Here is a 25791-nt window from a genome sequence, read left to right as displayed (position 1 = left end):
AAAAAATAGAGGTTTGATATATGAGTTACAAAATAGAAAATGGAACGACTGGCCTGGTAGATTACAAAGAGCTGGAAGCAAATATACTGTCATCAATAAGGGAAGGTAAACCATTGATGGGGAGAGATGGAGCATTAACACCATTTGTAAAAAGGCTGCTGGAAGCAAGTCTAGAAGGTGAAATAGAGCATCATTTATCCAATGAAAGAGAAGAAAAGAATCGAAGAAACGGAAAGAATGGCAAAACTTTGAAGACGAGTATTTGAACTATTGACACCAAGAGATAGAGAGGGAAGTTTCGAACCACAGATAGTGAAAAAAAGGCAAACAAGCTTACATCCAGAACTTGAAACAAAGGTCTTGAACATGTTTGCAAGCGGTGTGGGATACAGGGATATAGCATCCTATGTGGAAGAAATCTATGACCATAAAATATCTGCAGCAGAGATATCTGGAATTACAGATAAATTACTGCCTATAATCAATGAATGGAGGAGTCGTCCCCTACAATCAGTATACCCGATAGTATTTATGGATGGGATGTTTTTTAAGGTCAAAGAGAATGGACATTGCATAAGTAAATGCATGTACAATATATTAGGAATAGACCAAAATGGCAGAAAAGAAGTACTGGGTTTTTACTTAGCAGAAAGTGAGGGAGCTAACTTCTGGCTAGGCGTATTAAATGACTTAAAAGAGAGAGGAGTAGAAGACATTTTGATAGCTTGTGTTGACGGTCTGAAAAGCTTCCCTACAGCTATAAATAGCGTATTTCCCAATGCTGAGGTACAGTTATGCATTGTGCACCAAATAAGAAATTCACTAAAATACGTATCCAGCAAAGATATAAAAGTTTTTATGAATGATTTGAAAAAAATATACCGTGCTACAAGTAGAGAAATCGCCGAAAATTATTTACTTGAACTGGAGGAAAAATGGGGTGAAAAATATCCTTTAGTCATAAAATCGTGGCAAAACAATTGGGAAAATTTGTCTAGTTATTTTAAGTATTCTGGCCCTGTTAGAAGGCTAATTTATACCACCAATCCAATTGAGGGGTTGCACAGACAAATCAGAAAATTTACTAAAACCAAAGGTTCATTTACCAGTACAAATGCCTTGTACAAATTGGTATATTGTGCTATAAAAAAGATAGAGCAAAAATGGGCTATGGCTTTGCCTAATTGGGCTCTAACTATATCTCAACTTGATATCTTTTTTCCTGATAGGTTAAAAATTGAGTTGAACTAAAAATTCGCTTTGACACACTTTTTTGAACATTCCCACAATTTTTTTGAAATTATACTTTGACCTACACAGATCGACCTTTCTGTGAATCCTGGTTTCTGCTTTCTTCAACTTGTTTTGCAAAAGACGTCTCTTGTGTATTCATATGTTGAAGTGGTTTAGCAATTTCGCGCACAACAGCAGCAACTGCAGTTAAAAACGCCTTGAATAATCCACCTAAAACTCCACCAAATGCTTCTCTACCGTACATACGAGCTTGCTTTTCATTGTCATCAGCAGTTTCCCCTGCCCTCCTTCGTGGATCCATTCTATGAGCAATAACTGAAAACAACACCCCCCTAATTGAAGACTTCACTCGTGCTTTTGCCTTCTGAACATCCCTATCACTTGCTACTTCATGTTTTTCCCTACTATTCATTAGCTCCTTTTGTTGTTGAGCACTTAAGATCTCTTCCATCAGTTGTTTCTTTCTCTTTTCCAGAACTCTTTTCTTGGACTCTGATTTATCGCGAGTGTGTTTTGTGGTTTCAAGTTCTACATCAATATCCTCAGATGCTGCTTGGCTATATAAGGTTTCTATGAGCCTATCTATACTTCGCTTTACTTGCATAGTCCTTTCGTAACTATCTAAATTATCAACTCCTTCATCAATTTGACTTAAAATATCCTCGAAAGGTTTTAAATACTCTTTAAATTGCTCTTCGAGCTGATTTTCATTCTTCAAATTCCTTTCTCTTCTGTCATCGCTATTCTCTTCAACATTATCATCACCTTCTTCGAAAAGATCCTCATCGTTCATAATTTTTTTTAATTTATTCCCACTTATTATTATTGTATATGAAAAAATTAAATTAACACTAATGAAAAGTGTTCACAACTTCAGCACTGGCTAAAACTACAGTGAAGCTGTCAAAAGTGGCAGGATCATAATATCTCTCATACAATTCAACCGAACACCTGAGTTTTATCTTCTCCTTAGCATTAAAACTAATCTCATAATCATTATTAGAGTTTAACATTGCAGAATTACGCAATAATTCATCAGCCAATACTGAATTTAAAATGCCATTAATTTTTATTGTAATCTTTCTACTTCCAGCACAATCAAGCACTTTTCTCCAGCCAAAAGAGGAAATATCTTTCATCTCCTCTTTGTTATTACGCAAAGTAAACCTTAAGTTTCGTATATTATTCAGCACAACAAAATTATTGTCATGACCTTTAATTTTCAGCTGTAATTTGCTCATCGCTACCTCCTTGTATTAAAATATCAAAATTAATTGTTGAATGTAAAACTTCATCATGCTGATTTATAGCACAATTACTTTCCAAAATGGTCTCACTACTAATGCTCTTTACCACCAAGCCAACATGCTTTATAGCAGCAAGCATGCTGCTTATATGATAAGTATATATGTCGCATGAAAATCTTACTTTTGTAGCAAAATTAGATAGCATATGCAGGTTAACATAATTTACTATGCGCAATCTCAGATAAGGAATAGTAACCTGCTTAGGCAGGTAATCATAGATGTTAGTAACCTCAGTTGCGGATTAGCCAACGAAGTAAAGCTTAGAAATGCAGGGCTTTTTCGGCTGCATGGAATATGAAACAAGCGTAGAAAAAATGTGTACCAAAAAATTTATCGGTGATCTATGTCTTGTATGCTCAATCTCAAAGTTGTTTTTCAGAGAGCCAAAAACTGTCTCAATAATCGATCTTTTTCTTAACAAAATCTTCTCATTTAGCGCCATTAATGAGTTTTTCATACCCTTTTTTATACTGGTTACAAGCTTTAACCCTCTATCGAATAATTCGTGAAAAAGATCTTTTTTGATATATCCTTTATCTCCAAACAATAATCCAGTCAATTTCTGAGTTAAATTTGGCACAGGTTTTCTATCATCAATGTTGCCTTTTGTCACCGTAACCCCTTGAATTTCGCCAGCTTCGTTGATTACTAGATGTAGTTTAAAACCGAAAAACCACCCATAGGTAGTCTTTCCAATCTTTGCCAACCCTTTGAAAACTTTATTTCTCGAGGTCCTTTTTGGATGGCAAACAGCGATAGATGTTGCATCTATGTACGAAATCCCTGTCACTTTTGACTGTTCGCAAAACCATTGCATTAAGAGCACTAAATACCATAAAACCCTAGATTTTAGCCTAATAAACCTACTATAGGATGGCAATTTTGGAAACGCTGATTCGTATAATAATTTCAAATAATGCACATAGAAAATTTTAAAATTGTCGCACTTGGATTGGTGATATAGCAATATTATGGTAAGAATCTCTGAATGCGTAATCTCTGGCGTCCTGGTTGGTTTTTTGCTACTTGGTAGAAGTTTTTCTGCAAAATTCTTGTCAACTGAATTGCAAAAATCGTCGATCAGGCAAAATAATTCTGTTATATTTTCATTCATTGGTAACCTCTCTATTTTGTAAATAATTTTCCGAGGTTACCCTATTTTCCTGGCTTTTTCACTGATTTCTAATCCGCAACTGGGGTTAGTAACATATTTCTTTAAATCAGAGTTTGCTTTTAATGCTGCATAAATACTATTATACAACTCATTTATAATTTGAATTTTTTCCATCTCACAGATACGGTTACGAAGATTGCAATTTGCAGGTACAACAGATGGTATCATCCTAGTGCTTACTGTACGAACATTATCTGTCAAGAAGATGTCATCCCATCCCCAGACACTGGTTCACTTTATAATGATGTCGTTCCAGTAGCTCTTTCTTGTCATCCCAGTACTGGGATCCAGCTTTACCTAACTATTTTTCTTGTTGGTCATTTTATTGAAAATGTTTGCTCATTTAGAATCAATTTTCCTGGATCCCAGTACTGGGATGACACCTTCCTTTATGGAATTAAGTTACAATGTTTTTACAGTAAGCGCTGGAATGACACCTTCCCTTATGGAATTAAGTTACAATTTTTGTACAGTAAGCACTGGAATCCAGTTTTCTTAACCAAAAACACTTCATTCTATAATGCAAAACCCATACTCACAAAACCCAATTCATTACTCGCAATCTTGATCCAAGTACTGGTATGACACCATCTGTTGTATCTGCTATTGAATGACAAACAGGAACTACAAAACAACCTTTGGTTCGCGAAATGGAGAATACACCTTCTTTACCTCAGATAAATGGCTACTTACTTCTGATTCACGATTTTTATAGAGAGCAGAAACATGCTGCATAATACCTAGCTTTATTTGCTCAGGAACGCTGTCATAGCCAGCTTCGTATACAACATCAGCCCTTATTATGTTCAAATAATTGAAAAATTCAATATAGCTTCCTATATCACTAAAATAATAACTAAGTTTTCTATTCTTATCAGTAGCCAATATTATTTTATTTACAGGACCATAGCTTAAATAGATTCTACGAGGTATATAACCTTCATATGAAACTTGCCACGTTTGCTTTACTAGAGACTTTTCCATATGCCACTGAGCATAATCAGTTGCCATAAAAATAAAACTTGAAATCAACTTATCATCTTGATCATTTTCAATTCGTAAAAAAGATTTAACCTCTCCTAAAGTTACTGGAAAAGATTTAGGCTTAGACTTACGTTGTATATTTATAATTGGATACTTTAGTCTTGTTGACATAACAACCCTCCTTTTCTATATATAGCTAAAATAAGTAAGACTTATCCATAAAAAATCTTACTTATTTTAGTTATCACTTAATATTAAATTGCAGCAGCAACTCTATCGTACAAGTATATTGAGAAGAGAACGTATTAACGCTGTTTCTCCTTTTTTATTGATCAAGTTTACTAAGCCGGATTTTAGTAGATTGACATTCTGAGAATGAATGTTATTGAAAGTGGAGTTTATTTCTTTAGCAAGTAGACTGCGAAATTTCTGCACACTTTCATATGCGATATTTTCAAGTTCATGTGCAAACTTATCTTGAGCTACAGCTGATATGTCTTCAACTTTCTCATTGAACTCTTCTAGCTTTCTTTCCTTACCTTTAAAATTTTTCGTAAAAGTTTTCATATTAATTGGCCTCAACTATTCTTATAATTATAATGACAATAAAAAGACTACCGAAGTAAAAAATTAGCACTACAATACTGCAAACAACAGCAGCACACCAAACCGGTTCACTTTATAGCGTAAATTCAAGTATGTCATTCAAGTAGCCCTTTTTTGTCATCCCAGTGCCCAGACACTGGGATCTAAGTTGCTCACAAGCAAACTAGCATAGAAAGGTGGTACAACGTTTTCGATGAGATTGCAGAAAGGCTGGATTCCAGCATCAAGTGCTGGAATGACACCCTCTATATAAACGTTAAGAAATTTACTAATAAAAAAAGGCAAAAGCGTTAGCTAGTTGTTACTCTCTAATCCTAAAAACTCACTTTTACCCACAAGTATAAAAAGCAAGTAAGATAGAGAAAAATATACTGAGTAAGATGAGGTAAAAATGTGTGAAGTAAATAGAAATGTACAATGTGCTGATGGCTTAGGAGATAAATGGCTAGAAAAAGAGTTGAGACATGTTAATCTGGGAGATGTAAGGCTTAATAAAAGACTTATTAAAACAAGCTATTTAATAGAGAATAAGGCGTCTGGGTCAATTAATCAAAGCTGTGTAGGATGGAAAGAAGCTAAAGGTGCATACAGATTATTTAGCAATGAAAAGCTTGAAGCTAAGGAAATTTATTCTTCCCATTATAAAGAAACTATAGAAAGGATAAAAGGAGATGAGATTGTATTTTCAGTTCAAGATACAAGTTATTTGGATTTTGACTCTCATATAAAGACTAAGGGTCTAGGTAGTATTTCTAAAGCCTATACAAAACATAAAAAGGGTTTGTTATTGCACAGTGCCTTAATAGTTAACAAAGACGGATTACCTTTAGGGCTATCTTCTCAACAGTGTTGGGCACGTTCTATCAGGGAAGAAACAGCGCAAGAAAAAGCAAACAGGAAATACCGTACTGCTATAAAGGAGAAAGAAAGCTATAAATGGATGACCTTACCCAGAAAAAGTAGACAGAAAGTTAAGACGTTTTTGCTATGAGAATGATGAATCAAAAAGCTCAGGAATGCAATAGTTAATAGTAGAATGTCTACGCTGTTTATTATAAAAAATTTCTATATATTCAAATATTGCGGTTTTAGCTTGTTGTGCAGAGTGTTGTGAAGTATCAATGAGTAACTCTCTCTTAAGTGAACTAAAAAAGCTCTCTGAAACAGCATTATCATAACAACAACCTTTGTGACTCATACTAGAAGTAATATTTTTTGTACTTAGTAAAAATTGATAATTTTTAGAGGTGTATTGCGATCCTTGATCGCTATGAAATAGTAGATTTTTAGCAGATTTGCGCCTACCAATAGCCATGAATAACGCATCTATAACTAATTGCCTATTTACTGCATTACTCATTGACCAGCCAATCACCATGCGTGAATATAAATCTATTATTGCTGCCAAATATAACCATCCTTCATTAGTTTTTATGTACGTAATATCAGTTACCCATATCTTGTTAGGTTGATCAGCGATGAAATTCTGATTTAATATGTTAGGAGTTATAACTCTATTGTCTATTTGTGGTTTTTTACTTTTAAACTTTCGTCTAAGCTTAGCTTGAATGCCATTTTTCTGCATAACATTTTGCACTGTTTTGATGTTATAATTTTTACCTAAAGCCTTTAATTCAGCGTGAATTTTAGGAGCTCCGTATCTGCATTGTGATGCTCGATATACCTTCTGAATATCTTGTATGAGCTCTTCTCTTATTGATTTTTTGTTGTTTTTTTCCTTAGTAATCCATTTATAATAACCACAAGCAGATACGTTCAAAAATCTGCATAATTCCCGTATTTTATAGCAGTTTTCATGTTCTTTTATAAAAGAATATTTTACTCTTTTTGGTTTGCAAAATATCCCAGGGCTTTTTTTAAAATGTCTCTTTCCCTCGTTACTCTTGCCAGCTCTTTCTTTAAATCAAACTTTTCTTTGTCACAATGAGCTACTTTCCCTTTTCCTGGAAACGCATCTACTCCAGACATTCTATCATTGTATGTTTTTACCCATCTGCTTAATGAATCACCGCTAATACCCAAATCTCTTGCTATTTTTGCTGATGATTGACCTGTTTCTTTTACTAGTCTTATAGCTTCAATTTTGAATTCTGCTGTATATTCTTTTCTTTTTGTCATACCACACCTCTTTGAAAAAACGTTTTATTTTACTTCAAAAACGTCTTAACTTTCTGTCTACTTTTTCTGGGTAAGGTCAGGATAGCGGCACTAAAAGAAACCCTAAATAACCTCGCAGAAGGTGCACAGCTTGTTACTATTGGTGATAGGGAAGCAGATATTTTTAAGTTTTTATGGACTATTGAATCATTGGATAGTTTTTATGTAATCCGCAACCGAACTAATAGGAAATTCATCTGTATTGAAGGGGGAAAAACGGATTTGCAAACACGTATAACTCAACTGCCTGTAAAAAGGGAAATTGTTTTGAATGTTGCTGAAAATAAATACCAAATCTCAAGAAAAGCTAACATTGAAGTCAGGTATATGAAAGGCTATATACCTATCAGATCTTCTTACATTTATGGATCGAAAGATACAGAGCATAAAATAAGTGATAAAATCGCTATATATGTAGTAAGTGCCAAAGAAACAAATCCTCCTGAAAGAGTAGAAGCTATTGATTGGACTTTGCTGACTAATGTACCAGTTAATAGCACTTTAGATGCTATAGAAACCTCAGTTGCGGATTAGCCAACGAAGTAAAGCTTAGAAATGCAGGGCTTTTTCGGCTGCATGGAATATGAAACAAGCGTAGAAAAAATGTGTACCAAAAAATTTATCGGTGATCTATGTCTTGTATGCTCAATCTCAAAGTTGTTTTTCAGAGAGCCAAAAACTGTCTCAATAATCGATCTTTTTCTTAACAAAATCTTCTCATTTAGCGCCATTAATGAGTTTTTCATACCCTTTTTTATACTGGTTACAAGCTTTAACCCTCTATCGAATAATTCGTGAAAAAGATCTTTTTTGATATATCCTTTATCTCCAAACAATAATCCAGTCAATTTCTGAGTTAAATTTGGCACAGGTTTTCTATCATCAATGTTGCCTTTTGTCACCGTAACCCCTTGAATTTCGCCAGCTTCGTTGATTACTAGATGTAGTTTAAAACCGAAAAACCACCCATAGGTAGTCTTTCCAATCTTTGCCAACCCTTTGAAAACTTTATTTCTCGAGGTCCTTTTTGGATGGCAAACAGCGATAGATGTTGCATCTATGTACGAAATCCCTGTCACTTTTGACTGTTCGCAAAACCATTGCATTAAGAGCACTAAATACCATAAAACCCTAGATTTTAGCCTAATAAACCTACTATAGGATGGCAATTTTGGAAACGCTGATTCGTATAATAATTTCAAATAATGCACATAGAAAATTTTAAAATTGTCGCACTTGGATTGGTGATATAGCAATATTATGGTAAGAATCTCTGAATGCGTAATCTCTGGCGTCCTGGTTGGTTTTTTGCTACTTGGTAGAAGTTTTTCTGCAAAATTCTTGTCAACTGAATTGCAAAAATCGTCGATCAGGCAAAATAATTCTGTTATATTTTCATTCATTGGTAACCTCTCTATTTTGTAAATAATTTTCCGAGGTTACCCTATTTTCCTGGCTTTTTCACTGATTTCTAATCCGCAACTGGGGTTATAGAAAGGATCAATTGGTATAAGCTAAGATGGAAAATCGAGGAGTATTTTAGGATTTTAAAATCAGGATGTAAGGTAGAAAGCTCTCGTTTAGCTACAAAAGAAAGATTAGAGAAATTAATCGCTATAAAGAGCATTATTGCATTTAAAATTTTATATTTAACAAAAGTCGCTTTATCGAATCCCATGGAGGTTTGTACCAAGGTTTTAAGTAATGAAGAGTGGAAAACCCTTTACATACGTGAGCATAAAGTAGCCAAATTGCCAGAAGAACCTCCAAACATAAAACAAGCTATTATTTGGTTAGGAAAATTAGGTGGATTTATGAATAGAAAAAGTGATAATTTACCAGGAACTATGACTCTATGGCGTGGTTATGAAAACCTCAGGGAAAGCATGGTTATGCTTCGCATAATGACCTCTCAAAGTTGTGGGTAAAAGTGAGTCCTAAAAATTGGCGTTCTATACTGTATTTAAACGTTTTATAAGCCCGTTTCAGCTTATATTAGGTAGAAATTATTGTGAAGACATAAAGTGCACATAGCGGAAAGATTTATAAGACGCCAACTGTATAATACTTTTGTCGTTTAATCTGAACAGATTGAAGGTAATAAAACACTTTGAATTTTATAGTAAGGAAGCTGAAAGATTTGTCAAGTAGTTTTCTTATCTTTTACAGGCATAATTTACATGCTACAATCAAATTTTCATAACTGGTGAACAAAAATGCAAAGAGATAAAATTAAAGTAGAAATAAAAAAGTTATCACATGGCGAAAGCCTGCCTCTTCCCTGTTATGCAACTATGCAGAGTGCTGGCATGGATCTTTATGCTGCATTGGACGACTCTGTTATTTTAAATCCACTTGAAAGGTTACTTATTCCAACTGGCATTGTAATTGCAATACCAAACGGTTTTGAAGGGCAAGTTCGCCCACGTTCTGGACTTGCTGCAAAACATGGAATCACTGTCTTAAATTCTCCGGGCACTATAGACTCCGATTATCGAGGTGAAGTTAAAGTTTGCCTAATCAATCTAAGTAATCAACCATATGAAATAAAAAGAGGAGATAGAATCGCACAAATCCTCATCACTCCTGTATCTCAAGTAATTTGGGATGACAGAGAAGAATTCTACACAGAAGAAACCGTCCGCAATGAAGGGGGCTTTGGCTCAAGTGGTAGGTAGTTTTTTATATGTAAGTTGACTGTATTGATTTTTTGATATATAATATTAATATATTATTAACTTATTTTAAGAGGAAATTATGTCAATTTTTAAAAACCACCGTCACAAAACAAACATTGCACTTGTAGCGCTTACTTCTCTGTATGTTATAGGCACAGCAGTAGCACTTTCAACACCGTATTGGATGTCTTCAACTTCGATTTTAGCGCCAATTGCAGTTTTTGCAGCTACACCACTTGGAATAAGTGTTTTAGCATTTGTTGCTGTTGCACTGGTTAGTTTAGCAATATATTCCATCATCAAAAACAATAAAATATCTGAGCCTAAAACTCCGAACATTGTTATTATAAGTAATAAAGGAGATCTATTTGCGAAAGTAAAAGATGAAGATTTTGAGTATATCAAAAAACACAACCAAAATAAGAAGCAAAATGGCAGTATTATCACCGATGAGTATCTTATATATTTTAGCTTAGAAAGTAAAAGTTACTACATTACTGCTACAAGTAAGGAAATGAATAAAAATGATGTATTATTAAAGATAAATTCATTAGGAAGAAAAAATGATAAAGATCCGTATGACTTAATACATGAAGATAAACAAGAGTTAAAAACGTTAGGTTTATACTCTGAAGAAAATGATACTAAAGAACTAATCATTACACTTGTGCCAAGCTCAATTGTTAAATCACCAGAAGCTGAACAACAAGAGGAAGGAAAATCATTAAAAAATTAAGTAGGGAATGTTCAAAAAAGTGTGTCAAAGCGAATTTTTAGTTCAACTCAATTTTTAACCTATCAGGAAAAAAGATATCAAGTTGAGATATAGTTAGAGCCCAATTAGGCAAAGCCATAGCCCATTTTTGCTCTATCTTTTTTATAGCACAATATACCAATTTGTACAAGGCATTTGTACTGGTAAATGAACCTTTGGTTTTAGTAAATTTTCTGATTTGTCTGTGCAACCCCTCAATTGGATTGGTGGTATAAATTAGCCTTCTAACAGGGCCAGAATACTTAAAATAACTAGACAAATTTTCCCAATTGTTTTGCCACGATTTTATGACTAAAGGATATTTTTCACCCCATTTTTCCTCCAGTTCAAGTAAATAATTTTCGGCGATTTCTCTACTTGTAGCACGGTATATTTTTTTCAAATCATTCATAAAAACTTTTATATCTTTGCTGGATACGTATTTTAGTGAATTTCTTATTTGGTGCACAATGCATAACTGTACCTCAGCATTGGGAAATACGCTATTTATAGCTGTAGGGAAGCTTTTCAGACCGTCAACACAAGCTATCAAAATGTCTTCTACTCCTCTCTCTTTTAAGTCATTTAATACGCCTAGCCAGAAGTTAGCTCCCTCACTTTCTGCTAAGTAAAAACCCAGTACTTCTTTTCTGCCATTTTGGTCTATTCCTAATATATTGTACATGCATTTACTTATGCAATGTCCATTCTCTTTGACCTTAAAAAACATCCCATCCATAAATACTATCGGGTATACTGATTGTAGGGGACGACTCCTCCATTCATTGATTATAGGCAGTAATTTATCTGTAATTCCAGATATCTCTGCTGCAGATATTTTATGGTCATAGATTTCTTCCACATAGGATGCTATATCCCTGTATCCCACACCGCTTGCAAACATGTTCAAGACCTTTGTTTCAAGTTCTGGATGTAAGCTTGTTTGCCTTTTTTTCACTATCTGTGGTTCGAAACTTCCCTCTCTATCTCTTGGTGTCAATAGTTCAAATACTCGTCTTCAAAGTTTTGCCATTCTTTCCGTTTCTTCGATTCTTTTCTTCTCTTTCATTGGATAAATGATGCTCTATTTCACCTTCTAGACTTGCTTCCAGCAGCCTTTTTACAAATGGTGTTAATGCTCCATCTCTCCCCATCAATGGTTTACCTTCCCTTATTGATGACAGTATATTTGCTTCCAGCTCTTTGTAATCTACCAGGCCAGTCGTTCCATTTTCTATTTTGTAACTCATATATCAAACCTCTATTTTTTGTTTCTATTTTATTTTTATTTCTCGGTTTGACACACTTTTTTGAACATTCCCAGTTCTACCTTATATTTCCCTATTTCAACAGCCTCACCCACTTTGATTTTTAAAGGATGTTGTGATTCTTCTTTCACATTATCTATAACAATTGTTTCCTCTTGCTTCTCTTCGTCTCCTCTTATCGATCTTTTACTCCTTTCTTCACTCGCAGGTTGATCTGCTGGCATTTGGTCTATATCGTTAGATTCTTCTTCTTGCATAGTAATTTTTTTGAGATAGCTAAGCATATCCTTTCCAGCTTTTTCCCAAGTTGCAGCTTCTTTTGAAAGCTCACGATAATAAGAATCATTATCGCCTTTGCTATCTATTACATCTCTTGCTAGTCCTTTCTCTTCTGCCCATAACTCAGCATGTTCAACAAGTGTCCTACCATCTTTGCCTACAACGTCAACGTCAGCTTTGTTTTTTATTAGATATTCTATTGTATCTAACTTTCCATGCCTCACTGCATGAACTAAAGGTGTCCAACCATCATTATCCTGAGCATTAATATTCGCACTTTTTTCAACTAACTGCTCTATCATCTTCTTATTCCCAAGATCAACAGCAAGATGCAAAGGTGTTAAGCCGTAGCTATCCTGAATATCAATATCCGCATTATGCTCTATGAGATATTTAACTACTTCCATATTTTTCATGTGCATGGCAAAATGTAGTGGAGATTTACCAGAGCTAATATCACGGGTATCAACATCTATACCACGATCTATTAAGTATTTAGCAATTTCCGTATGTTTTAGCTCAATTGCATAGTGCAGCAGTGTTTGAGCTGACGTGTTCTTTATACCAAGATCTGCGCCATACTCAATTAAACTCTTAACTATTTCCGAATTCCCTAGCTTAATAGCAGCAAGTAACGGAAAAGTATAATAACTTTTACTATTAGGATCTGCGTTATGATCTAATAGATACTTCACTATTTCTGTATTACCTGAATAAATAGCACTGTATAATGGTGTTTGGGAATAAGCATCTTGAATATTAGGATTTGCACCACGATCTATTAAGTATTTAGCTATCTCTATATTTCCAGACTCAATAGCATAGTGTAAAGGTGTCTTATAATACACATATTTAGTATTAGTTTTCTGATAATAATTGTCATGAACATTAAGATTTGCTCCATGATCAATAAGATATTTTGCTACTTCCGTATTTCCTGACTGAATGGCATAATGTAGTGGCGTTTGTCCATTATGGTCTCTTGTATCAATATATGAATTGTGTTTTAGTAGCGTTGCTACTTTGCTTAAATCTCCCAATGAAGCAGCAAAATGTAAACTAGTCGCACCTGTTACCTTATTTATCTCGTTTACTTTTTCTATAGTATTTTCTACATTATTGTCATCAATATTCACCTTTAAGAAAGGCTGTTTATTATACTTCATAACTTTTGTTGTAACAGCTTTTCCTTGTTCGTCTTCACTCGCTTTTTTAGCAGGTTGCATAGAATCTTCTCTACTGACACTTGATTTAGATTCTATCTTGGTTTTATCACCACTTACATTATGTACTGGGCTATAACCATATAGACCCTTGCCTGCACTTTGTTGGCTTGTTGAACTTTCAACACTGTTAGATTCAACAACATTATATTCCATATGTTGTTCACCACTCAGCTCAGCCTTAACCCATTGTTTAAATTCTTGATCATAACCTTTCAGCTCAGCCAAAAAATCCTCAAATAATTTATTACCTTGAGACCTATTTGCACCAGATTTAGAAAGGCTCTTGAGCAAATTATCAATCATATCTGGGTGTTTATCTTCAAGAAATTTGATCACTTGTTCAGCATCCGAATGATAATGTTCCCCTTTATTACTCCAAATATTATTGCGCAATATTTCATCTGGTTTGAGACCTTTATTCTTTATTGCAATCAAGGCCTCTTTATCTCCGTGGTCATTGACATGCCGACCATCTTCTAAACTTGCCATATAGTTAGCAACCCCTTCATGCATAGCCTTAGATAAGACATCACCTGTACCATAATAGGAATTAATGATAGTTAAGGCGTGTCCCAATTCGTGTTTTAAAGTTTTACACGAGTCATCAAATTGGTCTTGTAGATAAAAATAAACATGAATTTCTGAGCCACGCCCTTGAACTGTTAAGCCAGAAGCGCCTTTATAGTTAACGTTCAACTCCTTAAGATAATTTTCGTAGTCACTCTTTGTATTAAATACGAAAACATTAACTTTATTTGGTATGTTGTGCCAAGGCTGAGAATTATTAATGCCAAATGCTGAATCAAAATCTTTTATAGTACTCTCGATGGCATTTTTTACACTACTCAATTTGCTCTGAGTTAATTCCTCATCATCATATTTTATATTTATTTGAAGCTTGTGTTCGCCAAAAGTCATAACTTCACTATCTGGCACAAGATCTGCCACAATTTTATCGCCACTTTTTACATCCATCCACTGCTTAAATTCTTTTTCAACTTCTGAGTTATTCAAAAGATGCTTGAATTTTGATATCGCTTCTACTCTATCGAAGGACATCTCAGTAAGCAATTGCTTTATGAATTGAGGATGTTTTTCTTGTAGGAATGTCACTAAGCAATCTGATATTCTATAGTCGTTAGACATACTTGCTATTTTATATGGTGTATCATGCCCAGATTCATGCATTTTATTGTATGCTTCTTTTGTATAATGCATATCGCGAGTGCTTTCTTTTTTAGCTGCATCATAGCTCCACATGAAAAGCTTCATACCGGTACGTAAAACTTCAGGTACTGTATCCATATTACCGGTAGAGTACTCAAGAAATGCATCGCTCATTTTTTCCATTAAAATTTTAGATTTTGCACAAAGTAAGCCATTTACATCTCCAACAATAAAAGTCTTTGCTATCGTGCCGTCAGCTTCGTGTGCTCTTACTGTTCCACCACCCCATAATTCTCTATGGTCCTTACCACCTGAAAGTTCCTTGATGTGAGCTTTGTAATCATCGTAATTTTTCAGCACATAAAGCTGCAATTTTACTGGACCAGAATGAACGCTTTTTTGTGAATAGAAATTATCAGACCAGGCTCCGTAAGCATCTTTTACAGTTTGTTTTATATACTCAGGGGTATAACTAGCTAATCCCCCATATTTTACTTCTATTGTAAGCTGATCGTTTATTACTATACTTTCTTTATTTGGAAATAATTTTTTAATCAAAGTTTGTGATTTATCATATTCAGAATTTGTTTTAAATTTCATATCCACCTCTTAAAAATTTTCACTATAAATAAGTCTTGAGAAAAATGCGTTAACTGTAGATTCAGCCTTTACCTTGTTTTTGCACAACTGCTGAGATAGTTGATCATCGCTGAAAAGCAGATTCTTAGTATTGAGATATTTAGCATAGCTGCCAGCAGGTATTGAGTAAAAACCGCTTTCAAGTTCAAGATAAGAGCTTCTATTGAGAACAAAAAATAAATCGCTCTGGTCAAGCAGTATGTCATAACCAGAGCTCGTGCAATGTAAGTATTCATTGCTTTCATACTCTGCTATGTAGTATTTACTTGCATCAAGATCACCATTAAGCTGTAAAATTGCTGCTGAACGTCCATTCCCAATACTATGGCCTTTTATTACTTTAAGTACTTTAATCTCATCATTTTCTATGAGTTCTCTTAACTTTTCATTCTTTTGATTTAATTCTTCCTCTGCCTTTCTTCTGTCTTCTTCTAATTTTGTTTCTTTTTCAACAAGCTCATTTTGTATTTGCAAAAACATATCTTGAATGGTTAAGCCATTTAGAAAGTAATCCAATACACTTGACACAAACGGCTGCAATTCACCATTATCTTCAAAGCTCTTTTCCTGCTTTTTGTCATATTGAGTGGGATTATAGATTGCATACAGAGGATAAAAACCATAATTCACCTCGTCGAATGATAACTCTATCGAAAATCCGCTCTGATCAAGTGGAAGTTTAGTAGCTAAATATCTACCATTATCATCTCTGACATATAGCTCATTTATACCATAGTGACCACTATATTTGTTGTAATAAATATAAAAATTCTCAGGATTAAGATTAAAGTAATCATCTAAATTGTTAGGTTTACCGAGCTTTTCACGTAGAAAACTCTTGCTCTTATCTGTAAGTTTGATGCGTGTAGAGAAGTAACACCGATCTATTCGGTCACCTTTTTCTATTTCAAAGTCTAGGACTATTTTATCGCTAAACATACAGAATTTCCTCACATTTCCAGTATTTATGATTATAAATTGTGTACTATGAAAAAAGCATTAAGGCTTCTCTATGTATCTAAAAACAGCGCTAACTTATGACAAGAACAGTTGACGTATTACTGCCACTTCCAATTGATCAGCTATTTTCATATGCAGTTGAGGAAGATACTGAAGTTTCAATTGGAGATTACGTAGTGGTGCCGTTTGGCAGAAAGCGTTTGATTGGAATAGTTTGGAGAGAAAGTAGCAAAAGCGATCGAGAATTAAAATTTATTGAACAAAAGGTCGATTTACCGAGCATCAGACCAAAACTGATCGAATTTGCAGAGTGGGTTGCGCAGTATAATGTAATACCTATTGGTATGCTTGCGAAAGTGATAATGGGGGGAGTGCTAAAAGTAAATCAAATAAATAAACTAGTTTATGCTGAACAAAAGCAGGAAATAAGCAAAATAGACTACCAATTAAACCCTGAACAGCAAGTAGCTCGCGATAAAGTAATAAGTAATTTGAGTGAGTATTCAGTGACTTTACTTGACGGTGAAACCGGGTCTGGGAAAACGGAAGTTTATCTCTCTGTAATTTCACAGTTAATTAAGAATCATAGTATTTACGAACATTGTCTATCCTTCTCCTGTAATTCCAGTGTTTCCTTCTCCTGTCATCCCAGTGCCTACTTTTTTTGCAATTCCAATGCTCTCTTCTCTTGTCATCCAGGTGCCCTCTTCTCTTGTCATCCCAGTGCTCCGACACTGGGATCCAGTTTTTCATATAATCTCATCACAAACGTTTATTTTAATTTAAGACCAATACCTAATTTAGAATCAAAATTCCTGGATAAACACTGGAATGACACCCTTATATTTAAGGTAAAACCCACTGTAACACTTAGCATACTGCCTTTGCCAAGCACTGGAATGACAACAGAAGGAGGTAATGCACAAGTCCTTATCCTTCTGCCAGAAATTGTCCTAACTTCACAATTGGTAAATCGTGTTCGCAGTCAGACATCTGGCAATATAGCTGAGTGGCATTCAGGACTTACTCCCAAAGCTCGCCGAAATAATTGGCTTAGTATTGCAAATGGAAGTGCGCAGATCATTATTGGGGCAAGGTCAGCACTTTTTTTACCTTATAAAAACCTAAAATTGATCATCATTGATGAAGAGCATGACTCATCCTTTAAACAAGAACAGGGAATTATATATAATGCTCGAGATATGGCAATTATCTTAGCCAAAATTGAGAACATTCCAATAATTTTATCATCAGCTACTCCGCTGCTTGAAACAATTTATCACGTTAAAAAAGGGAATTACAATCATGTAAAGCTAACCGAACGATTCGGTGGTGCGGAGTTACCGCATATAAAAGTAGTGAATAATAAGCAATGGATTTCCAATGAGCTTTTCGAAGGGATAAAACAAACCATAGAGAAAAAACAGCAAGTTATGCTCTTTCTAAACCGCAGGGGATACGCGCAACTTGCAGTTTGTAAAAAGTGTGGATACAAAATTTCCTGCTCAAATTGCGCTGTTTGGCTTACATACCACAAAAAGAAGAACGTCCTTTTGTGTCACCATTGTTCTTATCAATCAAAACTTCCAGAAAAATGCTCTAATTGTCAAAGTGAGCAGTCATTGCTTCTTTATGGTGTGGGAATTGAGAGGTTACTTGAGGAAATAGTGAAATTAATACCAAGTGCAAAAACTGCGATTATCAGCAGCGATCAGAAGTCGCTTGGTAGCGTCATTGACTCAGTGCTCAAGGAAGAGGTGAATATTATAATCGGTACACAAGTGATTGCCAAAGGGCATAATTTCCCTAAGTTAACTTTGGTTGGAGTGATAAATGCAGATTTAGGACTTGAAAATTCTGATCTTAGGGCAGCAGAAAAGACGTATCAATTATTGCATCAAGTTGCGGGTAGATCTGGGAGGTTCAACGAAAAAGGAACGGTAATAGTGCAAACTAATAATCCTGAAAGTTTGATAATAAAAGCATTGCAGCAGCAAAAAAGGGATTTGTTTTATGAAGTTGAACTTGAGTCAAGACGCAAAGCTAAAATGCCACCATTTAGTAGATTAATAGCGCTTATAGTTTGCGGTAAGGATCAATTTGCAACGCAGAAAGCAGCAAGTGAGATAACAAGCTTTTTGCATGATCAATGTTCAGCTACTATTCCTTCTGCGTTGTCATTCCAGTGCGTGACTAGAAAAAAAGAACTCGAAATTTTTGGCCCATCACCAGCAGCAATAAATTTCTTAAATAATAAATATCGGTATAGAGTGCTACTCAAAATACACAATAAACATAGTTTATCTATAAAGAAAAAGCTAAAATATTGGATTAAAAATTACAACTTGAATTCAAATATTGCAGTAACAATAGATGTTGATCCTGTGAGTTTCTTTTGATGTTATTTGAATTTATTTGACATTTACAGAATTAATTATATTAATTTTTTAATCAATAATTTGACTTTTATTACGATTTATTATATTATCGATATAATTAGAATAAGGAGATGGTATGAATGATTTAATTACGATTATTTGTAATCGACACGAGAGTCTTAAAAAAAAAATTCAAAAGTTGAAAGACTATCTTACTGATGATAGAAAAATTGTGATTGAGAAAGAGTTATTCTCAGCAGCTATTGTAGATGTAATCTCTAAAAAAGGAGATTTTATCAATGAACAAGCAGTGCAAATATACCTTATTTTGCATCACTGTATTAAACACTATAGTGCAAGGTCTAAGAAAGGAGAGATATTGTCATTTCAAAACGCAATGAATATTCTATATGAAGCAGTGCATGACTATATTACTCTTGAGGGTTTCTATAAATTGATAAATTTTCAAGATCACGATGGGAATACATTATTACACCGAGCTGTTATAAGTAATAACACTGACGCAATAGAAGTTCTTTTTCAGAAGAATGCAAATCCTTTGTTAAAGAATAAAGGAAATAAAATTCCATTAGATTTAGCTCAAGAAAATACAAGAAAAGTACTCATTAAATGTATGCAAGACCAAGCTCAATCGAAAAAAGAAAGTGCTAGATGTAATAGTTTGATTGGCATTATACCTGGCGTTTTTCTTGGCATTGGACTCGGTGTTGGTGGTGCTTTAGTCCCTTCAATGACTATTATATTATGCGCACTCGCAGTATCTGCTCTTGTTGCTGGAATAGCAGTTGGACTGTCTATATATTTCCTAAGTCAAGACTATAAACAGGCTAAATTGATAGAAGGAGTTGTTGCTATTGATTCTCAATTGCATTCCGTCAAACCTGAAAAGACTGCAGATAATAAAGCAGTACTAGGATAACTGTGAGTTTTTTAACATTAGATTTCTTGCATAATCAAGTGTGATCCCAGTGTCAGCTACTTGTATAACAAGAAAGAAGGCACTGGTCTCACATGCATCTAAACGGATACATAACCTTTCATTCACAATTCGTCCTCAAATAGTCTAATTTTCTTTAGCTATGAAATAGAGCAAATTGATTTTTTATTAGTTAATGTCTGCTTTTTTGCAGAACATTGGTCAGGCTGTGATATAGAAGGTTGGTTAAATGTTGTTTTGGGCTTATTAAAAGAAGATCGTGCTGAAGAAGGGCCAAAGCCACTATCTTTAGCCGAAGCATCATCCCCACCTTTACCTTCACCATAGTAGTCGGGCCTAAGGAATTTGCTCGAGTTTCCATTATGTGATTTACCTATAACTGAATTCTTAGGTGAATCACCAAAACCACTATCTGCACTTGTATCTGCACTTGGTCCATCCGTCCCTACTTTTTCTTCAGAAGGGGCAAGAGTTTGTGGTTTCATAGCTGGCACACGCGCAGGATCAATGGATAGCTTATATTTAACTTTATCTTTATCTTTACCTGTATCTTTATCTTTAACTTTATATTCGCTGATTAAAGAGCTCTCTGTGATCTTATCCATCACACAGTAAGCAATGTCTGGGTTAGCAAAATCTATTCCATACACTCCTTTACTGCCCAATAGCGATTTCTGTGAAGTCCGACCTTCAAAGCTATTTAGTATATCCATACCAAACATATTATTAACGTGATTCACTTCTTCTCTTGTTAAATATCCCTCCTCATTATTATAACTTACAATAGGAATTAAAATTGAATCTTCGTCACTGTTCAAGTAAGAGTCACGCAATATACGATCAACTGGTATGTTTGCTTTAAGAAACAAATTAACCACTGCAAATTTCAGCATGTCACTAACTCCAATCTCGCCTTTTGGAGCATCAAAACAACGACACATCGATGATACTCTACGCTTTACTATGTCTTGAACAAACTTAAGATCATCAAAAACGCCTTTCTTTAAATATACATCATTCCCCTTCTCTTCTAAAAAACCCTTAAATCTTTTAGGACTATTTTCATAACTTTCCATTCTCGATGAGAATGATTTTACAAAAGAGTCTTTTAATTCTCGATCATCAAAGCCCTTACAGTATAAATAAGATTTTCTTTCAAAACTCACATCGTATATATTGTTTTCCACATAATCTGGACCTTTAGGATGATCGTCTATAATACTCTCTATTGTGAATCTTATAAGTTCATTAGCTAGCAAATATTTTAGATTACAAACTACCTCTTTTTTAATTGGCACTGAAAACCTATGTCTGCTACTATCTGTAGTCCATTTTCCTTGATTAAAGTTAAAAGGAAAAGAGTCTGTATAAAAAAGATCATTGGCAGCCTCTTCGGCAGCAGCTTTGCCACCCTCATCTCCACAAAATTTTCTTACTATACTCTCTCTCATATTGCTCAAGTACTCTCTGCGCTGATCAATATTCATATTTTTATCAAATGAGAGAACAATATGATCTTTTTCTATAGTGAGATTAGTAATAGCAGTATTATCAGAAAGAAGAACACTATTAAACGCTTTTACTAATTCTCGATTTATTTTACTTTTATTAGGCATAACGCCACCTCTCTAATTAATCAACATAATTACTTACCACTCCTACTTGTGCCCTGACCACTAGATTGATTTTTCTTTCTTTCCTCTCCACGTCTAATCATGTCTCTAAAATCATCTATTTTCTTTGGATCTATTTTGCTCAGATCAATCTTTATTCTCCCTGAATCAGGTACTTTTTTATTTGGATCATTATTGCCATGCATATCAACCTCTAAATTAAATTATTATGTAATGAGTATATTAAGAATCAACTACTAGCACAAGCAGTTTTTTAACATAAATTTTATTCACCATTTTTATACTCCTGGATTCCAGACTGGGATGACAAGAGAAGAAGTACTGGAATAACAACTTTTTAAATTAAGTTTTCTGGATCCCAGTGTCAGCTACTTGGATGACAAGAGAGAGAGCTACTTGTCCGCCATGTCATTCCAGCACTTGAAACTGGAATCCAGATAAAAAACCAGTCTGGAATGACAAAAAGAGAGAGAACCTTTACACACCTCTCTCTTTGACTGAAGAAGCGTGGTTTTCAACTCTTACACCATCAGTTAATCCTCCTGGCAGTTCCATAGAAGCATTAGACTTTTGCTTACTACCATTAGAAGATTCTTTTCTTTTAAGCCTCATCCCATAAGCATCATTCGATGTGTTTCTTCTAACTCTCCTGTGTTGCTTTTGCTCTGGAGCAGGTGGACAGACAGCTAATTTTGGTTTTTCAGTTTTCTCTTCTTTTGCTTCTTTCTTTTCTTTATTCATTTTTTCCAGTTTTTGTACTTCACTATTTTTGTGACTTATAACAGGTTTAGGTAGAGTGTCTACTAATTTTTCTATAGGCTTTGGTAAAATAGCACGTTCTTGCTTGTCTAGAACACTTGGCATTGGAACTTGAGATGAAAAATTAAATAGGGAAATTGGTGTGATTTCATTCACTTTTGTTTCTATTTCTTGACGAACTTCTTTTGATTCTGTTTTTTCTGCTTTTTTGTCTCTTTTTTCCTCAGTTACATCTTGCTCTACTACTGCTGCTAAATCAACTGCAAAAATTTCTGCAAACATTGCAATGACTGAGCCCACGAGAAAAGTTTGAAGCTTCAATTTTAAATTTTGCAACGCTTGCAAACGTTCGAGTATTGCTATTTCCTCTTCCGGAGATAACCCACCACTGAGTAATTTCTCCTGCAATTCTTTTATCTCTTTGTCTAGCCTTTTATCCCAACTTAAATCTAAATCTTTTTTGAAGATCTTTTTAACTAATTCCTTAAGCTTATCACGCAAAAACTTAATTATCGAAAGAAGCAGATTTTTCTCTTTCTTCTCCTTGAGCATTTTGTAGACTTTCGGATCTACATTTACTTCAAAAAGATTAAAGAGGGATTCAAAGAAATTTGCGAATACCCCTTGATTATTATCAGTAAAGTAATCCTCATTATCTTGTATCTGTAGCTCTACTTGAGATAATGTTTCATCAATGCAACTCGCAGCCTGACGCTCAAGCTCTATTCTCTTGAGCTCAGCTTTCCTAGCAAGCTCCTCCATGAATCCTTTTAATTCATTGAGCTTCTGCTCTGCAGAGAGATCTTGCTCTCTGATTCGATTAATGTAGATTGAGCTACCGTCCTCTTCGTTGTTATTGATTAAAAAATTTTTCATTGCTTTTTCTCCATTAATTGAATTACTGTTTCTATAATTGTTTAGAAAGCTTTTTACCATTTTATCTTAAGTCTATAAAATACAATAACTCAATCTTATAATATGAAGTATTTAATAAGTATTAATCTTAAAAAATACCAATAAATTATTGATATTTTTACATTCATACTATATACAGCCTAGCATATATTACGTAATTTTTCAAGAACATATTCACTATAACAGAAGACTTTCTTATTTGCCTCTAAAACACCTGCAAATCATATAATAAAAGAATATTATAATGTTTAATGTAATACTATACAATGTTATAAAATATAGTATAATACTAGCATACCACTGAATTAATGCTGAGATATTCCCTTGCTTGATCAGTTAAAACACGTCCTCTTGGTGTGCGCTTTACAAAACTGACCTTGATTAAATAAGGTTCTACTGTTTCTTCAATATTGCCAACATCTTCAGATAGTGCAATAGATATGGTGTCAATTCCAACAGGTCCTGAGGTGTTAAACAAAAATCTCAGATAATCCATATCTAATTTATTTAGTCCCATTTTATCTATACCCAATTTTGATAGTGCAGAACCGGCAATTTCACAGGTAATTTTTTTATCATCTTTTACTTCAACAAAATCTCTTATTCTTCTGAGTAATCTCAAAGCAATTCTTGGAGTACCACGGGCGCGGCAGGCAATTTCCTGCACAGCATCCTTTTCGATTTCAGCACAAAGAACTCTTGCACCTCTTTTTATAATATCAACCAGTTCCTCAAAAGAATAAAACTCAAGATGCAGGGGAATACCAAAACGATCCCTCAGCGGTGCAGAAAGCAGTCCAAGCCGTGTTGTTGCCCCAATCAGTGTAAATGGTGGTAAATCTATTCTTAAAGTTCTGGTAGATGGGCCCTCACCTACTAGTATATCTAGGCAAAAATCTTCCATAGCAGTATATAAAACTTCCTCAATGCTACGATTTAATCTATGGATCTCATCGATAAATAGAACATCTTTTGCATTTAAAGTAGTGAGCACTGCAGCTAAGTCCCCAGCTTTACTAAGCAATGGACCAGAAGTTGCACGAAAGCTAACCCTTAACTCCTTAGAGACAATTTGTGCTAAAGTTGTTTTACCAAGCCCTGGAGGACCATAGAGCAATACGTGATCCAAAGCTTCAGCTCTCGTCTGTGCAGCATTTATAAACACTTTTAAATTTTGTATTAAGTCTTTTTGCCCGACAAAATCATCAAGTTGCTCAGGCCGGATATTTAAATTACGTACATCTTCAGAGTATTCCTTACTACATGATATTGACTTCATATTGTTTTAAGCGCCATACGAATAATATCTTTAGTGTCCAAGTTTGGTGATTCATCTTCTATTTTTTTTATTGTATCATAAGCTTTTGTTCTTTCATATCCAAGATTGATCAAAGCTGAAAGAGCATCTTCACTAATTGAGTGAAAATGATTGTTATTTATCTCTAATTTACTTACTTTGCCATTCAGCTCAGTAATAATTCGATTTATGAGTTTCAGGCCAAGTCCACTCACCTTAAGTGCTAGTTTATCCTCATTTATAATTGCCAAAAACAGTTGCTCTGGAGTTAATTTGCTCAAAATTGACATTGCGGTTTTATAGCTGACACCGCTCACTTTAACTAATAAACGCAGACACTGCTGTTCTTCTTTACTTATAAAGCCATATAGCTGAGTAACGTTTTCTCTGCTATTTGCATAAGTGTCGATAAGTAATTTTACTCTACTTCCAATCGAACAAGCACTTAAAGTTTTGGCTGAAAGATATACTATGTAGCCAACATCATTCACATTCAGGATTATGTGATCGCTACACACCTCATCAACTATTCCTCTTAGATTTCCTATCATTTCTAGTACTTTATAAAATTCAGTTTAAATGCTCCTGAATCTTAGGTCAAGCAAACGAACATTATAGAAGTGGTTCCAGTTTCAATCATTGCAGACAAGTTTGCAGGAAATCTATTTTAATATGTTATTCCAGATCATTATGTAATTGAACCACAAGTTACTCCGATAGAAATAGAATTGCAGTCTCCTAACTTAGCTAAGTAATAGAAATTTCTATCTTTGGTGAAATAAAGGTAATTGTTTACTGTTTGCGAAAATATTTGCATAATTTAAGTAACATTACTTGATAAGAATTAACTATGGAGCTTAATAAGATTGCAGCATCGATTTTACTTTCTGGATTAATAATTATAATAGTTAGTAATGTAGTTGATATGCTCTACAACCCAGAGGATTATAAAATTGAACACCAAACAATAGTAGCAGCCAGCAATGAGCCTCAACAAAAGATTGAACAAGTGGCACTTGATATTGGAGAGCTCATGCAGAATGCTAGCTTTGAAAAAGGCAAGTCAGCAGCAAAAAAATGTATAGCTTGTCATAGTTTTGAGAAAGGTGGAATGAATAAAGTGGGGCCAAACTTATGGAACGTGGTTGGAAATAAAAAGGCCCATCTTGGCAGCTCATTCAATTACTCAAAAGCACTACTTGAAAAAGGTGGGAAATGGGAGTATGAGGAGTTATTTGCTTTTTTAAAAAATCCAAAAGCCTACATAAAAGGTACACGTATGGCATTTGCAGGCATTTCCAATCCACAAGAGATTGCAGATCTAGTCAGCTATTTGCGTTCGATGAGCGATAGTCCGGTTGCCTTGCCAAAGTAGT

General features: G+C 34.5%; 21 protein-coding genes and 6 pseudogenes. 10 read left to right on the top strand and 17 right to left on the bottom strand.

What is annotated here, in order from left to right; translation table 11 throughout:
- Nucleotides 1-20 precede the first annotated feature (20 nt).
- Nucleotides 21-1251 (top strand): annotated as a pseudogene (locus ACQH21_RS04275) (IS256 family transposase).
- Between the two features lie 61 nt (nt 1252-1312).
- Here the strand turns inward: ACQH21_RS04275 and ACQH21_RS04270 are convergent.
- The 7 genes and pseudogenes from ACQH21_RS04270 to ACQH21_RS04240 all read right to left on the bottom strand — a co-directional run bounded on the left by ACQH21_RS04270 (nt 1313) and on the right by ACQH21_RS04240 (nt 5286).
- Entirely contained in the window at nt 1313-2047 is a 735-nt protein-coding gene (locus ACQH21_RS04270; protein ID WP_425383958.1) for a hypothetical protein, read from the bottom strand.
- Between the two features lie 58 nt (nt 2048-2105).
- Nucleotides 2106-2495 carry a phage tail tube protein gene (locus ACQH21_RS04265; RefSeq protein WP_007302803.1) on the bottom strand — a complete coding sequence of 130 codons (390 nt, stop codon included), beginning with the start codon at nt 2493-2495 and terminating at the stop codon, nt 2106-2108.
- A pseudogene (locus tag ACQH21_RS04260) lies at nt 2470-2790 on the bottom strand (DUF3168 domain-containing protein); the annotation flags it as partial. The gene ACQH21_RS04265 and the pseudogene ACQH21_RS04260, both read right to left, overlap by 26 nt.
- Nucleotides 2791-2802: 12 nt before the next feature.
- Nucleotides 2803-3675: an IS982 family transposase gene (locus ACQH21_RS04255; protein WP_425383942.1), complete on the bottom strand. Its 873-nt coding sequence runs from the start codon at nt 3673-3675 to the stop codon at nt 2803-2805.
- 84 nt (nt 3676-3759) lie between these two features.
- A pseudogene (locus ACQH21_RS04250) lies at nt 3760-3903 on the bottom strand (DUF3168 domain-containing protein); the annotation flags it as partial.
- 456 nt (nt 3904-4359) lie between these two features.
- Nucleotides 4360-4890: a head-tail connector protein gene (locus ACQH21_RS04245; RefSeq protein ID WP_010401151.1), complete on the bottom strand. Its 531-nt coding sequence runs from the start codon at nt 4888-4890 to the stop codon at nt 4360-4362.
- Nucleotides 4891-4992: 102 nt separating this feature from the next.
- Nucleotides 4993-5286 carry a hypothetical protein gene (locus ACQH21_RS04240; protein WP_063631247.1) on the bottom strand — a complete coding sequence of 98 codons (294 nt, stop codon included), beginning with the start codon at nt 5284-5286 and terminating at the stop codon, nt 4993-4995.
- Nucleotides 5287-5716: 430 nt separating this feature from the next.
- Between ACQH21_RS04240 and ACQH21_RS04235 the strand changes: the two genes are divergently transcribed.
- The gene (locus tag ACQH21_RS04235; protein ID WP_425383957.1) at nt 5717-6316 is read left to right on the top strand and encodes an IS4/Tn5 family transposase DNA-binding protein; all 600 of its coding nucleotides are present in this window, start codon (nt 5717-5719) and stop codon (nt 6314-6316) included.
- Here ACQH21_RS04235 and ACQH21_RS04230 read toward each other — a convergent pair.
- Nucleotides 6311-7464, bottom strand: a pseudogene (locus ACQH21_RS04230) (IS3 family transposase). The gene ACQH21_RS04235 and the pseudogene ACQH21_RS04230 sit on opposite strands and share 6 nt — an antisense overlap.
- Nucleotides 7465-7653: 189 nt before the next feature.
- Between ACQH21_RS04230 and ACQH21_RS04225 the strand changes: the two are divergent.
- Nucleotides 7654-8037, top strand: a complete 384-nt coding sequence (locus ACQH21_RS04225; RefSeq protein ID WP_425383956.1) for a hypothetical protein — start codon at nt 7654-7656, stop codon at nt 8035-8037.
- Here the strand turns inward: ACQH21_RS04225 and ACQH21_RS04220 are convergent.
- Nucleotides 8034-8906, bottom strand: coding sequence for an IS982 family transposase (locus tag ACQH21_RS04220; protein WP_425383942.1), 873 nt, complete (start codon nt 8904-8906; stop codon nt 8034-8036). The genes ACQH21_RS04225 and ACQH21_RS04220 overlap by 4 nt on opposite strands.
- 87 nt (nt 8907-8993) lie before the next feature.
- Between ACQH21_RS04220 and ACQH21_RS04215 the strand changes: the two are divergent.
- The 4 genes and pseudogenes from ACQH21_RS04215 to ACQH21_RS04200 all read left to right on the top strand — a co-directional run.
- Nucleotides 8994-9074, top strand: a pseudogene (locus ACQH21_RS04215) (hypothetical protein); the annotation flags it as partial.
- Between the two features lie 105 nt (nt 9075-9179).
- Nucleotides 9180-9431: an IS4 family transposase gene (locus ACQH21_RS04210; RefSeq protein WP_425383955.1), complete on the top strand. Its 252-nt coding sequence runs from the start codon at nt 9180-9182 to the stop codon at nt 9429-9431.
- A gap of 288 nt (nt 9432-9719) precedes the next feature.
- Entirely contained in the window at nt 9720-10181 is a 462-nt protein-coding gene (dut, locus tag ACQH21_RS04205; RefSeq protein WP_425383954.1) for a dUTP diphosphatase, read from the top strand.
- A gap of 79 nt (nt 10182-10260) precedes the next feature.
- Complete coding sequence (locus ACQH21_RS04200) at nt 10261-10917, top strand: hypothetical protein (RefSeq protein WP_425383953.1); 657 nt, start codon at nt 10261-10263, stop codon at nt 10915-10917.
- Between the two features lie 37 nt (nt 10918-10954).
- On the opposite strand, the pseudogene ACQH21_RS04195 reads toward ACQH21_RS04200, so the two are convergent.
- The 3 genes and pseudogenes from ACQH21_RS04195 to ACQH21_RS04185 all read right to left on the bottom strand — a co-directional run bounded on the left by ACQH21_RS04195 (nt 10955) and on the right by ACQH21_RS04185 (nt 16453).
- Nucleotides 10955-12185, bottom strand: a pseudogene (locus ACQH21_RS04195) (IS256 family transposase).
- A gap of 35 nt (nt 12186-12220) precedes the next feature.
- Nucleotides 12221-15475 (bottom strand): ankyrin repeat domain-containing protein, encoded by a 3255-nt coding sequence (locus ACQH21_RS04190; RefSeq protein ID WP_425383952.1) that lies wholly within the window; start codon nt 15473-15475, stop codon nt 12221-12223.
- A 9-nt stretch (nt 15476-15484) separates the two neighbouring features.
- On the bottom strand, nt 15485-16453 hold the full coding sequence (locus tag ACQH21_RS04185; protein WP_425383951.1) for a hypothetical protein: 969 nt from the start codon (nt 16451-16453) through the stop codon (nt 15485-15487).
- A gap of 98 nt (nt 16454-16551) precedes the next feature.
- Between ACQH21_RS04185 and priA the strand changes: the two genes are divergently transcribed.
- Both priA and ACQH21_RS04175 read left to right on the top strand, forming a co-directional pair.
- Complete coding sequence (gene priA, locus ACQH21_RS04180) at nt 16552-18873, top strand: replication restart helicase PriA (protein WP_425383950.1); 2322 nt, start codon at nt 16552-16554, stop codon at nt 18871-18873.
- A gap of 115 nt (nt 18874-18988) precedes the next feature.
- On the top strand, nt 18989-19792 hold the full coding sequence (locus tag ACQH21_RS04175; protein WP_425383949.1) for an ankyrin repeat domain-containing protein: 804 nt from the start codon (nt 18989-18991) through the stop codon (nt 19790-19792).
- Nucleotides 19793-19950: 158 nt separating this feature from the next.
- Here the strand turns inward: ACQH21_RS04175 and ACQH21_RS04170 are convergent, their stop codons facing one another.
- The 5 genes from ACQH21_RS04170 to ruvA form a co-directional block, all read right to left on the bottom strand.
- Nucleotides 19951-21426: a hypothetical protein gene (locus ACQH21_RS04170; protein ID WP_425383948.1), complete on the bottom strand. Its 1476-nt coding sequence runs from the start codon at nt 21424-21426 to the stop codon at nt 19951-19953.
- A 29-nt stretch (nt 21427-21455) separates the two neighbouring features.
- Nucleotides 21456-21629, bottom strand: coding sequence for a hypothetical protein (locus tag ACQH21_RS04165; RefSeq protein ID WP_425383947.1), 174 nt, complete (start codon nt 21627-21629; stop codon nt 21456-21458).
- 292 nt (nt 21630-21921) lie between these two features.
- Nucleotides 21922-23139: a hypothetical protein gene (locus ACQH21_RS04160; protein ID WP_425383946.1), complete on the bottom strand. Its 1218-nt coding sequence runs from the start codon at nt 23137-23139 to the stop codon at nt 21922-21924.
- 268 nt (nt 23140-23407) lie between these two features.
- A complete protein-coding gene (ruvB, locus tag ACQH21_RS04155) occupies nt 23408-24397 on the bottom strand; it encodes a Holliday junction branch migration DNA helicase RuvB (RefSeq protein ID WP_007302374.1) in 990 nt (329 codons plus the stop codon).
- Entirely contained in the window at nt 24394-24966 is a 573-nt protein-coding gene (gene ruvA / locus ACQH21_RS04150) for a Holliday junction branch migration protein RuvA (RefSeq protein WP_007302375.1), read from the bottom strand. The genes ruvB and ruvA overlap by 4 nt, the downstream gene beginning before the upstream one ends.
- 299 nt (nt 24967-25265) lie before the next feature.
- On the opposite strand from ruvA, the gene ACQH21_RS04145 reads away from it, so the two are divergent.
- On the top strand, nt 25266-25790 hold the full coding sequence (locus tag ACQH21_RS04145) for a c-type cytochrome (RefSeq protein WP_425383945.1): 525 nt from the start codon (nt 25266-25268) through the stop codon (nt 25788-25790).
- The last annotated feature ends 1 nt before the right edge of the window (nt 25791 follow it).

It is taken from the genome of Wolbachia endosymbiont (group B) of Eupithecia inturbata, from assembly GCF_964030915.1.
Lineage (GTDB): Bacteria > Pseudomonadota > Alphaproteobacteria > Rickettsiales > Anaplasmataceae > Wolbachia.
The sequence above is the reverse complement of the archived record's forward strand: the minus strand, read 5'-3'. Positions and strand labels throughout refer to the sequence as shown.